9 protein-coding genes are annotated in these 12513 nt (G+C 45.6%); 2 read left to right on the forward strand and 7 right to left on the reverse strand.

What is annotated here, in order from left to right; all coding sequences use genetic code 11:
• Positions 1 to 396: 396 nt before the first annotated feature.
• On the forward strand, positions 397 to 1584 hold the full coding sequence (locus QUB70_RS23230) for a glycosyltransferase family 4 protein (protein ID WP_332983691.1): 1188 nt from the start codon (positions 397 to 399) through the stop codon (positions 1582 to 1584).
• Positions 1585 to 1731: 147 nt separating this feature from the next.
• Here QUB70_RS23230 and QUB70_RS23235 read toward each other — a convergent pair whose 3' ends face one another.
• The 7 genes from QUB70_RS23235 to QUB70_RS23265 form a co-directional block, all read right to left on the reverse strand.
• Complete coding sequence (locus QUB70_RS23235) at positions 1732 to 2751, reverse strand: glycosyltransferase family 4 protein (RefSeq protein WP_332983692.1); 1020 nt, start codon at positions 2749 to 2751, stop codon at positions 1732 to 1734.
• Between the two features lie 848 nt (positions 2752 to 3599).
• Positions 3600 to 4808: a DegT/DnrJ/EryC1/StrS family aminotransferase gene (locus QUB70_RS23240; RefSeq protein ID WP_332983693.1), complete on the reverse strand. Its 1209-nt coding sequence runs from the start codon at positions 4806 to 4808 to the stop codon at positions 3600 to 3602.
• A 691-nt stretch (positions 4809 to 5499) separates the two neighbouring features.
• Complete coding sequence (locus QUB70_RS23245; protein WP_332983694.1) at positions 5500 to 6075, reverse strand: alpha/beta hydrolase; 576 nt, start codon at positions 6073 to 6075, stop codon at positions 5500 to 5502.
• 336 nt (positions 6076 to 6411) lie between these two features.
• Positions 6412 to 6720, reverse strand: coding sequence for a DUF3493 domain-containing protein (locus QUB70_RS23250; protein WP_332983695.1), 309 nt, complete (start codon positions 6718 to 6720; stop codon positions 6412 to 6414).
• Between the two features lie 317 nt (positions 6721 to 7037).
• Positions 7038 to 8270, reverse strand: coding sequence for a DUF445 domain-containing protein (locus QUB70_RS23255; RefSeq protein WP_332983714.1), 1233 nt, complete (start codon positions 8268 to 8270; stop codon positions 7038 to 7040).
• A gap of 155 nt (positions 8271 to 8425) precedes the next feature.
• Positions 8426 to 9127 carry a bifunctional demethylmenaquinone methyltransferase/2-methoxy-6-polyprenyl-1,4-benzoquinol methylase UbiE gene (ubiE, locus tag QUB70_RS23260; protein WP_332983696.1) on the reverse strand — a complete coding sequence of 234 codons (702 nt, stop codon included), beginning with the start codon at positions 9125 to 9127 and terminating at the stop codon, positions 8426 to 8428.
• Between the two features lie 368 nt (positions 9128 to 9495).
• Positions 9496 to 10440 carry a response regulator gene (locus QUB70_RS23265; RefSeq protein ID WP_332983697.1) on the reverse strand — a complete coding sequence of 315 codons (945 nt, stop codon included), beginning with the start codon at positions 10438 to 10440 and terminating at the stop codon, positions 9496 to 9498.
• Between the two features lie 883 nt (positions 10441 to 11323).
• On the opposite strand from QUB70_RS23265, the gene QUB70_RS23270 reads away from it, so the two are divergent.
• Positions 11324 to 12418 (forward strand): RuBisCO accumulation factor 1, encoded by a 1095-nt coding sequence (locus tag QUB70_RS23270; RefSeq protein ID WP_332983698.1) that lies wholly within the window; start codon positions 11324 to 11326, stop codon positions 12416 to 12418.
• Positions 12419 to 12513: the final 95 nt, after the last annotated feature.

Here is a 12513-nt window from a genome sequence, read left to right on the forward strand (position 1 = left end):
TTTCCAGGCGACTGAAGTCGCTACCGCTTTCCTCCCCATGTCTAAAGCCAGGGGCTTCTCGCTCGTTTTTCTGGTGAGTGTCGATCGCACGCAACTTCGGACATCAAATTGCAGGGGACAGTATTTCTGCTTACTGAGTGGGGATTAATTTCGGCATCCTACTTGCAATACACTCTCAAAAAAATCAAGAGAAAATTAGCCTGAAACCCCCATACAAAGCGACTGCGGCCGCTCTATACTGACGTGACTGCTGCCGAAACTCTTTATAATAAGACTGAAGCAAAATAAAATTAACAGTGGTTGAGTCGCGGTATATCAAACCGTCCCGATAAACCTGATTACAAATTTTTTGCAGCGTAAGTCCTATAAAACACTATACAACCAGAGTTGAGGAAAATGCGCTTAGTCATAGTTCAGTATGCCGGCGATTACGCAGAAGCCTTTGTGCGTTTAGCCAAAGGTGGAAGCGAAACATACTACGCTCAAAAATATTCTGTTGATGCCGTTACCGAGATGGCAAAACGAGCGGAGTCAGTAACGGTTATTTGCTGCATGACACCAGAATTTGAGGATCGGGTTCTAGAAAACGGCGTGCGGGCGATCGCTTGCGGATTTAGTCACCCAATTAATTCCCAAAAATTGATCGAATTAATTGCTGCACAAAATCCGACTCACTTAATCATGCGGACTGTTCTTCCAGACGTTTTCAAGTGGGCAATTAAAAACAAAATTAGAACCATCGCTGTATTTGCAGAATCTATTGCGACCACAAGTTGGCGAAATAAAATCCGCAACTATTTCCTAGCCAAGTTGTTGAATAACAAGCAAATAGAATGGGTGGGGACTTACTGCCTTACTTCATCTTTATTGTTCAAACAAATTGGAGTGAAACCAGATAAAATAATACCTTGGGACTTCCTGATAGAGACCAATCCCGGCTCTCTTTCGCCGAAAGAAATCCCTGCGGGCGTCAAAAGTTTAAAATTATTTTACGCTGGTTTGTTAATACAAAGTAAGGGAGTTGGCGATATCTTAGAAGCCGTAGCCAAGTTAAGAGAGCGGAATATATCAGTTCACTTAAAAATGGCAGGTAAAGGCGAAGAAGAGTTTTTTGTCCTGCGAGCCGAACAGTTGCAAATTAAAGATTCTGTAGAATTTATGGGAGTAATACCAGCTCAGACTATAGAACCTTTAATGAGAGAATGCGATCTCGTTTTGGTTACTAGCAGGCACGAATATCCCGAAGGTTTTCCACTGACAATTCAGCACGCTTTACGCACTCAAACACCGATAGTAGCTTCGGATCACCCGATGTTTAAAACCTATTTGAAGAACGGCGTTAATTCCATGATTTTTGAGGCGGGGAACTCTCTGGCTTTAGCGGAATGTATCGAAAAAGTAATTTCGGATTCAGCGCTTTACCACAATCTTTCTGTGGCTTCTCACTCAACTTGGTATGAGTTGCGCCTACCTGTCAAATGGGCAGAATTGATCGATCGCTGGCTGGAGGATTCTCCTGAAAGCAAGCAGTGGTTATTTGAACAACGGCTGGCTTCTGGAGCCTACTACTCAACACAAAGTTAATAATTGGGTCAACCTAATTAAACTTGAGTAGGACTTATATGTAGTCCTGTCATATAACCACCATCAGGCAAGTAGTGAAGACGAAGAGTCGTTTCTTAAAGATTTTAGGCAATAAAGACTCTTCGTCAGTCCTCTCCTTTTTAGTTTTTATTTGGCCTGCATTTTTTGCCGAATCTGCTCTCCGCGTCTAGCAGCAACTTGTGGCCAAGTCAACTCCAAAGCTCGCTGGCGGGCGGCGACTCCCATCTTAGCCCGCAAATCAGGAGAATTAGATAGTTTTCGCAGTCCCTCCACCCAGGCGTCTGTATCGTAGGGATCGAGAATTATGCCGTCAATGCCATCACGCACAACACCGCCTCCTCCCATCGGTGAAGTGAGAATCGGCAAACCATGACCCATTGCTTCATAGATAACGAGTGCGCTACCTTCCTCCAGACTGGGAAAGGCAAAAAAGTCAGCTTGGCGATAGGCAGAACTGTAGTCCAAGGCATAATCAAAGTGAACTACATCAGGACGATTCAGCAAATGGCTGCAAGTTTGAGCGATCGCCGGTTCGAGTTTGCCAAAAATTGTCAGTTTTCCCTTAATCCCTGCTCGCTCCCAAGCCTGCAAGAGCAGGTGAGTCCCTTTGCGGACGCAGGCAAAACCGAGAAACAGGATGTTAATTTCCTCTGACGGCGGTTTGTGGGAGTTATAATTGGGGAAATTCTTTGGCGACCAACCTTCAGTGGTTAACAGCAGTTTTTCTTCAGGAACTCCGGCTTCTTGAAACGATTTTACTACTGCCGGACTGGGACAAAACAGAAAGTCAACTAGCTTGAGTTTTTGCTCTTCGTTCTTAATTGTTTCTGGGGTAATTGCGTGTTGAGGTTGCAATTCCAAGCGAGAGTAAGCATCGTCAAGGATACTCTTAGCTTGCCTTTGACAAGTATTAACTCGCTCCCAAAAAATCGGCTTGCTCTGCTTGTTAACGCTCTTTACAGTATCTAAGGAGAGACCGGGCCACAAGTAGGCAGCATCAAAATCTTTGAGATCTTTGAGAAAACGCTTCTCTGTCTTAATTTTGGGAAGACTGGGGCTGCGGTAATACAGTTTTTTCAGAAATGACGGAATTGCTTCAACTATATTGGAGCCGCGGCACGAGCGATCGCAACTCGGGACAACCATGCGAGCCTTCAGCTCAGGGTGTTGCCATTCTTTGCACACCGAAAAAAATACGTGGCTGATGGCTCGGTCATTGCAATGTATTGGGGATAAAGCACTCAGTTTTAACATGGGATTCATCTTAAGTTAACTAAAGTTTTTCTACTTCTTTCTCAACACGGAGATAGAAAAATGAGGCTCGGTTTAGAGACCAGTTTCGTTTGATTTAAAAGTAGATTCTGCCGTCTGACAGTGATTGTATGGTGACAAGATAACATTTCAGTAAATTCACTGACAAGGCCCTGAACCCAAAATTATGTATTTTTACTGTAAAGAATGAAGCAGCAGCATCCAAAACGCACTGAAAATTTTTCCAATATGTTTAGCGTCCTACTAAATAGGGCTTTTCAAGCGTTTTAGATAACTTGGCGATTGAAATTGCTGCTACACATACTCTCCTGGTGGATATTACGTACTAAAATAACTGACCGAAAACATCCAGGGTACAAGCTCCCGGATCGCGGCCGCGGATCGGGTCTCACTCCGGGGGGCATCCGAGCGAACGGAGAATGGTACAGGCCGATGAAGTGGCATCTAAAATCTCAAATCTCAAATCCATCGACCGGGTATTAAACCCGGATTTGGTATAGCAGAAGGAACAAGGAAGAAGTTCACCACCCCTGCCCCCTCAAAGGGGGAAATCAGAAGGTAAATGCAATAAAATCAATGGTTTGGGCTATTAAAAACGTCCGGTGGAACCTTCAAGGTTGCTAGATCGTTACCTTCCAAAGGGCGTTGTGGAGTAAAAAATATCCTAGCTGCTTTTGTTAAAAAACAGCTAGGATGTTTGTATTGCCAACTATTTCAGGACTTTAGCCTGCCGTTGCTAAAACTGCACTTTCAGCTTTCCCGATCGCCAAACATTTTTTAACAGCAGCAATGACATCTTCCACATCTGCATCTGTTAATTTTGCCGAAATCGGCAAGCTAACTGTATGCCGCCCGATGTAAGCAGCATTTGGATAGTCCTCCGGCTGCCATCCAAACATTTCCTGATACACAGGATGTTCCGGCATACTCATGTAATGTACGCCGACACCGATATTTTCCGCATTGATAGCGTTGAGAAACTCGTCGCGGCTGATTCCTACTTTGGCTTCATCTACCAGAATTGTGTACAGGTGATAAGCGTGAATTGTATCCGGTTCCGGGTTCGCGGGCAAAGTAATCGGCAAGTCCGCAAATGCTTCGTTGTAGCGCTGCCAAATCTGCTCCCGCCGCTGCCAATAAGGGGCGACTCGTTTCAATTGATGAATGCCGATCGCAGCTTGCAGATCCATCATATTGTATTTAAAACCGACTTCCACCACTTGGTAGTGCTTGTAACCCGAGTCGCTGAAGCGCTTCCAAGCATCTTTGCTCATACCGTGCAGCGCTAAAACGTTGAGCCTGTCGGTATCTTCTTGACTGGCGGCCAGAATCATTCCTCCTTCCCCGGTAGTAATGTTTTTGGTAACATAAAAGCTGAAGCATCCGAAGTCGCCAAATGTGCCTGCTTTCCGTCCCTTGTACTCTGTTTCGATCGCGTGAGCACAGTCTTCAATTAACTTCAAGTTGTGACGGCGAGCAATCTCGCAAAGCGCATCCATATCGCAGGGACGACCTGCGAAGTGAACCGGCAAAATTGCTTTAGTTCTTGAAGTGATTTTAGCTTCGACTTGAGCCGGGTCAATATTCATTGTCACCGGATCTACATCCGCCAATACCGGTGTTGCCCCTGCATGGATGATGGCATTAACTGTAGCGCAAAAAGTCATCGGAGTAGTTATCACTTCATCCCCCGGTTCCAAGCAAGCAGCGAGGACGCTCAAGTGCAGTCCCGCCGTACAGGAATTGACTGCAATCGCGTACTGGGAACCCTTGTAAGCATTGAATTCGTCTTGAAATTTCCTGACTTTCGGGCCTGTACCCAACCAACCTGTTTTCATGGTTGCCACCAATTCTTGAATTTCAGCATCTTCGATCGCCGGAGCGCCGAAAACCAAAAAACGGTCTTTTGAACGAATAGGATTGTTGTTCATGTTGCTAGTCTTACCCAGTAAGTAAAGTCGATCAACAGCAAGTATTAATTAATACCATCTCAGCGTTTTTCATTCCATTTTTTTGAGCCATAGCTTTTGCTAATGCCTTACGTAATAGCACCTTTTGTAGCACAAGCTTACTAACGATCGGCGGTTTTTCCGCAAGCGCCTGACTCTGACAGAATTTCTCTATTTTAAGATAGATGATCTGGAATGTCCACCCGATATTATTTCAGTTTATGGGCGATACACAAGCTCTTACCCGCCTTTTTTTTAAAAATACTTTCCTTCCAAACAACACTGTTAGTCCTTGACAAACTTTTTTGAAACTGTAGAACATCAATACTCCGGACAGTTTTTTGGGCAGCGACTGAAACCCGCATTCTACCGTTAAGATTTCACCTGCTGAGGAAGCTGGAACCCTGATTCTACCGTTGGTGATTGAAAACTGTCCGGACTATTGGAACATCTATCATGAGATAGATTTGACAGCGAAGTTATCTGATTTAGATTTTATAATTAGGAATGACTGATTCCCGTCAGGTTTGGAGCTTGCCTGGAGTTATATTTTTTTTAAGCTTGTGTAAAAATTAGGCAAATTTTGCACAAAAAAAATGTAACTCCCCTGTAATTGATGCAAGTTCAGCAACATTCTGCGATCGCACGAATCAACCCTCCTAGACAAAATCCGCTACAATCTAGGCAGGCGAATCTTGTTCAAAATATCTTGCAGCCGTTCTGAAACGCCGCCCAATTGTTCTGACAAAGCTACAAGTTTGCCGTAAGCTTCAACTAAGCGATCGCCCTCAACATTAACCTCTGGAGCAGGATAATTCTTCATCGCTTCCAGCAGCGTAATCTCGTTATCATTAGTTGCAGACAGCACCAAGGCCTCGCGCAAAGCTTCTCGATTTGCATTCCCAGAAGGAGTGCGAATTACCTGACCCACTTCATCGAGAATTATTTCCCCAACCTTACTGTTGAGCGTTTGATCCAAAAACCTTTGACTGACTTTTACCGGTCTCGTCAGACTGCTGCGAACCGCTTCCGGGTCTTTTTTTGCCTTTCCCAGCAGCATTTCTAAACCGGGCGACATTTTCCCAGTTTGTGCAAAAATTTCTAATTCGCTGACTGGTAAAGTCATGCGGATCGCACTGTATTTGAGCACTACCTTTTCGGCCGCCGCCGCAGCACTGCTGTAAAATACAATTCCCACACCTGCTGCTAAAAATAACGTCCACCGCTCTTTGAAAAATGACTTGCTCATAGTAAAATCTCCCAACATCTTTTTCTAATTCGACTGTGACACATCTACCAATTTCTCGCTCCTAGCAAAATGCCGAAGGCCAGCTCTTCTATCAGTGAAGGCTGGCGCTGGGCTTAAATTTATTTTATATATTTAGGGTCTTTATGAAGGCTGACCCCAATTGAACCAATTACAAGCGGTTTATGATTAGGGTCTTTAAATTTGCTGACCCCAATTGAACCCACTATATTATCGTCACAGGGATCGCTCGCAAACCAGGATTTCATAATAATTTCTTTATATTTCTAACTATTCCTTGCCTCAGATAGATTTTTGTCTCAATTTGTAAATTTTTTGTTACTTCGACTTCGGGACTCGGCCCTCGGCGCGCTGCTCCCAGCGAAACAGAAACACCATCAGAGCCACAACTCCGACTTGGAGGGCAAAATTGGGAAAAGCAGAGCCAATTTCCCGCCCCGAGGCAATTTTAGCGAGGAAAACCAAGCCGCCGATAAAGCCGGAAGCGCCGCAAGCTACGTAAACAAACTGTCGCAGAGGCCGATAGGGAGCGGCAATTTCTGCGGTTAAACGCTCGTATTGTTGGCGGCTGAGGTTGCGGGGGTTTTTTGGGATGTATGTGCGATCGTCCGAATTTGGGGCTGGCATAGATTTAAGAAATAATTCAGTTGACAGTTGACAGTTGACAGTTGACAGTTGACAGTTAACCGCACGCGGGGCGACTTCTACCTGGAAGTCCGAGGATTGAAGTAATGAATAGTCTTCTTTTAATTTCTCCCGATCGGGCTTGGGCTTTAAACCAATTCTTTCTGGTAAATTAGGATGGGGCTACAAAAACCCGGTTTTTACCACAAATCCTCTGGCTGAGGTGACCAATACGGCCACAAAACCGCGTTTTTGGTACTGTGCGCGCAGTTCGAGTGAATATTAGACTACAACAAATATCTCACAACTGCCGAAATAAATCACCGCTGAATCAAAAGCACAACAGTCTGCAAACAGCCGACAAAAACACCCAAAACTCCTCCTAAATTTACAATTCCCTGCAACTCGCTTTTGACAATTCCCTGAATTGCTAACTCCAAATCTTCAGGAGAAGTACCTTTTACTCGATCGACAATCACCTGGTCGATATTCAAAATCGGGATAGCCTGAGCTACAATATTTTCTAAATCCCGCTCTAAATAACGATCTAAAACCAAAGCCAGTTCTTTGCTGACAATTTCCAGGGAAGCGCTCATCACCGCTGAAGTTTGCAATCGATTGAGAATCAACCGCGAAATATTTTCCCAGTCAATAGATTTGCTCAACCCCTCAAGTACGTCTGTACCCCGCTGTTGAACGTAGGTGCGAACACTGTCGCGCATAGTTTTTCGCAACTGTCTCACAGTCGAAACCGGTAAATTTTGCATCGACAAATTTTGCAGCCATTCCTGAAGTCGCCCGCGAATTCCCAAAGAAACAGTTAACTCTGCTAACCGCTGATTTGTCGCTTCTCTGTCATCCAGACAAAAAGTCCGCAGCCGAGTTAAAGTGTTGCGCAAACCAAACAAATTGGCTACTACCCAATAAGTGCCGCTGGTTTTTTCTCTAAACCCTTCATCGATAATCGAAATATTGCGATCGGTCAAAAAGTCAATCAAAGTCTGCCGCAGCACTTCCGGCGGTATTACTACCTGCAACAGCCAATCAGCCAACTGGCCCGCTTGAGCTTCGGTTAGCTGAATCTCCAGCAAAACTTGGTCAAAAATTTGATTTAGCTGAGCTTCTAAAAAATCTTCCCGGCGCGCCAAAACTTTGAGAATTCGCGGCACAGATTCCCCCAGTAAATCTCGCAGAATGTTAGCAAGAATTTTAGCGGTTTTTTGCTCTGCGTCTGCTTTTACCTGATCCAGCGCCAACTGCAACAGCCAGAGAATTATCGACTGCATCCGCTCAGTTTGCAGGAGGCGGCGCGCTAAGTTTTGCAGTTCCTGTGGCGTCAGCAGCGAACCCATAATTGTGTCGGAAATTCGCTTTGCTAAACGCTCTTGGTTGCGGGGGATCAAGCCTGGAGTGAAAGGCAACTTCCGCCCTTTGATGTAAATAGCTCGATAGGGGCGGAACAGCATTTTGATAGCTATATCATTAGTGAAATAGCCAATAATTCCTCCCACTACAGGTGGGGCCAACAACAGCCAAATGTCAGACGGATTCATCAATAATTGGGGAATTGGGAATTGGGAATTGGGCATAGGGCATGGGGCATTGCTCATTGCTCATTGCTCAATTGCTCATTGCTAGTAAATAACAAACAACTAATAACAAACAACTAATAACAAACAACTAATGACCAATGACTAATGACTAATGACTAATGACTAATGACCAATACTCCCATCATAGCTCCGGCAATGGGATAGTGGGTGGCGGCGGCAAATCCGGCTTGGCGGGCGATCGCGACTTGCTGCTGGCCGATCGGGAATTTTTCTAAACTAGGATTAATGTAGGCATATTCTTGAGTCATGCCAAATTGCTGAGCAATCGGTACTACGAGAGTATCTAGATAAAACTGCTGAAAGCTCCGCATTAGGGAATTGCTGGGGCGGTGGAAGTCGAGAATAGCTGCTGTGGCACCGGGTTTGAGCACGCGGTGCAATTCTTGAAGACTGCCGGGGATGTCCGTCACGTTGCGCAAGCCGTAACCCATTGTGGCGCAGTCGAAGTAATTGTCGGGAAAAGGCAAGTTTAGGGCGTCAGCTTCTACCCAGGTAATGGGACTAGAAGGGGTGAGAAAAGGTCGATCGCGCCTGGCCGCAACGGCCAATTGTTCGGCAGAAAAATCTACTCCAAATACGCAACCGGTAGGCCCTGCTTGTTTTGCCAGCAGCAAAGCTAGATCCCCGCTGCCGCAGCACAAGTCTAAACAAGTATTTCCCGGACCCGCACTGCTCCATTTCACTGCCATTTGCTTCCAAATCCGGTGCTGCCCAAAGCTCAACCAGTCGTTCATTTTGTTGTAAACTGGTGCAATTCGATTAAATATAGTTTTAATTTCTTGGGCGTTATTAGTCATTAGTTATTAGTTATTAGTCATCAGTCATCAGTCATCAGTCATCAGTCATTGGTCATTAGTCATTAGTCATTGGTCATTAGTCATTAGTCATTGGTCATTAGTCATTAGTCATTGGTCATCAGTCATTAGTCATTAATCATTAGTCATTAATCATTTATCATTGGTCATTGGTCATTGGTCAGCATAAAAAAATAATTAATCCGTCGATTCATCTCATGCCGTCGCCAGTCATTAATGATTTTTTATTTGTTAGCGATCGGTTATATTTTGTCTTGAATCATTGGTTTGCTATCATTTTCGACTCAATACAGAGCTCCGACTGATGACTGATGATTAATGACTGATGATTAATGACTGATGACTGATGACTACTGAGCCTGAAAACTCGTCAATACCAAAGCAACTTGTTGAGCGGCGAGGTGAACTGTTGTGAGTTCGTCGGGGCGCAGGGAACAAGGTTGCTTCCACTGGATGGAAATCAGGGCAATCGATCGACCTTGGTGAATCACCGGAACGCTCAGGTGAGCTTGAATGCCGGATTTTTGATAGTGCGGCAGGCTAGCCAAGGCGGAGTCGCTGGCAATATTCACAGCACCCTGCATAGTTCCAGAGGCGATCGCTTCTCGAACCAGAGGGTCATCTGCCAGCCAATTTTCCACTGTTTGGCCGCTGGTGTGACTGCCTTGGACTGGCATTAAAACATTTTCTTCCACCAGTTGCAAAATGCAAGCGTCCGCCAAAAAATTATCGCTCACAGCAGTAGCAATCGGCTCTAAACTTGCTTCCAAACTCGGATAATCCGCAGCCGTTTGCATGATTGTTGCTAACAGTTGTATTTGATTTTGGGCGCGGTGCAATTCCTCAGTCCGCTGCTTGAGAACTTCATAAGTCTCGGCCGCTTTTTGCACCACCATTTTCAATTCGTTCGGGTCCCAAGGCTTGGTGATATACTTGTAAACCTGTCCCGAGTTAATCGCATCCACCAAGTCTTCAATGTCCGTAAAACCAGTCAAGATAATTCTGACCGTATTCGGAAACTGGGGCACGGTTTTGCTCAGAAACTCCGTTCCCTTCATTTCTGGCATCCGCTGGTCGGAAATGATGACGGCAACCTCGCCTTCGATGCCGAGGACTTCCAAGGCGCGAATTCCGCTCTCAGCTTTGAGCACATTAAAATCTCGTCGGAAAGTGCGGTAGAGTAAATCCAGATTGTCTGGTTCGTCGTCTACTACCAGCATTTTGGGTTTTTTCGGTCGGTGTAGGGTCATGAGCTGGCGTTTAATTTGATCTAGCTCTGGAATGGCATTATACATAACAATAGGATAAACTCCCCCTTTATAAATTTAGGCGAGCAACTATTCTGTAACAATAGTCTAATAACTCACAAAAAAGCTCGGTAAGTGAGAAGCTCAGAGACTTTAGTCCTGAGAGGAAAACGACCAGGCGATTTCAATCGCCTTGAATCCCCCTTGCGGGGTAGAGGGGTATGGTTGCCCCTCTGTGGAGATATGGTTGTCTCCAAATCCCTTTCGGGTAATGTTCGCCTCGACCTGGTTATAAAGGCTTGTTAGACCTGCAACACTGTTTCAGTGACTTTAAAACTATTTAATTGCAGATGACAGAGCCCAAAACTGGCGTCGAATTCTCCGGTGTCGTGACCTGAATAACGTCTCCTCAAAAGAGGGGTCTGGTCAGAACAGCTTGTAAAAAATTACAAGCTCAGTGGCTTTAGCCCTGAGTTCCTGACTTACTATCAATCTATAGCTCTGCCGCGACAGAAGCCTTGCTGGTATCCAATCACAAAAAACACTCGGTAAGTGGGAAGCGAGCGAGACTTTAGTCCTGAGAGGAAAACGACTCGGCGGTTTCAACCGCCTTGAATCCCCTTTCGGGGTTAGAGGGCTATGGTTGCCCCTCTGTGGAGATATGGTTGTCTCCGAATCCCTTTCGGGTAATGTTCGCCTCGACCTGGTTATAAAGGCTTGTTAGACCTGCAACACTGTTTCAGTGACTTTAAAACTGTTTAATTGCAGATGACAGAGCCCAAAACTGGCGTCGCATTCTCCGGTATCGTGACCTGAATAACGTCTCCTCAAAAGAGGGGTCTGGTCAGAACAACTTGTAATTTCTTACAAGCTCAGTGGCTTTAGCCCTGAGTTCCTGACACATAACTTAGCGCTGATTTTTAATCCAATTATGACTGATACACCGCAAGATTCCTTCCTTCCTGCATCTGAACCCTCCACTAATGCTGTGGATGTCGAAAAGTTAATTCGATCGCTCCGCCGCAAAGAAGGCACTTGGGTAGAGTGGGGACAAGCCTGCACTGCACTGCAAAAAGCTGGCTACAGCTCTCAAAGGATTTTTGAAGAAACTGGTTTTGAGCCAATTCAGCAAAATCAGGTCAGCGTCGCTGCCCAAGTTTACACCAGCATGGTCAACGCTGGGGCTTCGGAGGAAGTTCGATCGCACTTTTTGCGAAAAGGTAGTGATATTTTATACGAATTTCGGATTCTCTCTCAAGTAGAGCGGGCCGGCGCGGCGGCTTTAATGCTAGCCCACAATTTGGATGTTGACGATGCTCGCCAAGTGGCTAAAGCTATCAAGGAGTTTTCGCACTTCGGGAGTCTCCCGCAGGGGTTCACAGACACTCCAGGGGATGCTGTAGCTTACCAGTGCTGGCAATTGGCGAGACAGAAAAGCGATTTGCAAGAGCGATCGCGCTTAATTGCTCGCGGTTTAAAATTAGCTAGCAGCCAAACTGCTAGGGCGCAAATCGAGCAGTTGCTCGTCGATTTTACTGTAGTTTCGAGGCGTGCGGCGCCCCGCTTGCCCGTCTACCGGCTCGATTCTGAGGAACAATTGCCCCGGATTGTCCCGGTTGTGGGCAAATTGCCGCTTTCTACGTCAGATTTGCTGGCAGTGCCTTTGCCGGAAGAAATCTGGCCGTTCCGAATGGTAAAATTTTCGGGGGCAGGAGCTTGGGTGGCTATTCCCGGATGGCAGGTAATTTTGAACGCTGAAGATCCGGTGGCGGTTTTGGAAATGAGCGATCGATTGCCGGTACCGCTGCAAGGTAAAGTTGAAGAAGTTTTGATTATTGCCGATCGAGCGCAAAGACAGTGGGATGCTGACAGTTATTTCCTCGCCGATAACGGGGGAAATTTAGAATTGCACTGGTTTGAAACATCCCCGGATATTTCGATTTTGGGGCGAGTTGTTTTGGTGATGCGCCCGAAAAAGATTGTGGATGAAGATTATACCAAAGATGGATGGCAAATTGATGATTAGTCAGTTTTCATTAGTCATTCGTAGGGTGCGTCGCCATCGAAAATCCTTAAACAAAGATCGACAATCTCATGGCGACGCACCTTATGCCATTTTCG

Origin of the sequence: Microcoleus sp. A003_D6, from assembly GCF_036702825.1 — a bacterium.
In the GTDB taxonomy this organism is placed as follows: domain Bacteria; phylum Cyanobacteriota; class Cyanobacteriia; order Cyanobacteriales; family Microcoleaceae; genus Microcoleus.

What these genes read in the sequence shown, in the direction of transcription:
- QUB70_RS23240 (WP_332983693.1), bottom strand. Translation starts at nt 4,808, where the DNA reads ATGAACAACAATCCTATTCGTTCAAAAGACCGTTTTTTGGTTTTCGGC.
- QUB70_RS23265 (WP_332983697.1), bottom strand. Translation starts at nt 10,440, where the DNA reads ATGTATAATGCCATTCCAGAGCTAGATCAAATTAAACGCCAGCTCATG.
- ubiE (WP_332983696.1), bottom strand. Translation starts at nt 9,127, where the DNA reads ATGACTAATAACGCCCAAGAAATTAAAACTATATTTAATCGAATTGCA.
- QUB70_RS23230 (WP_332983691.1), top strand. Translation starts at nt 397, where the DNA reads ATGCGCTTAGTCATAGTTCAGTATGCCGGCGATTACGCAGAAGCCTTT.
- QUB70_RS23235 (WP_332983692.1), bottom strand. Translation starts at nt 2,751, where the DNA reads ATGGTTGTCCCGAGTTGCGATCGCTCGTGCCGCGGCTCCAATATAGTT.
- QUB70_RS23245 (WP_332983694.1), bottom strand. Translation starts at nt 6,075, where the DNA reads ATGAGCAAGTCATTTTTCAAAGAGCGGTGGACGTTATTTTTAGCAGCA.
- QUB70_RS23270 (WP_332983698.1), top strand. Translation starts at nt 11,324, where the DNA reads ATGACTGATACACCGCAAGATTCCTTCCTTCCTGCATCTGAACCCTCC.
- QUB70_RS23255 (WP_332983714.1), bottom strand. Translation starts at nt 8,270, where the DNA reads ATGAATCCGTCTGACATTTGGCTGTTGTTGGCCCCACCTGTAGTGGGA.
- QUB70_RS23250 (WP_332983695.1), bottom strand. Translation starts at nt 6,720, where the DNA reads ATGCCAGCCCCAAATTCGGACGATCGCACATACATCCCAAAAAACCCC.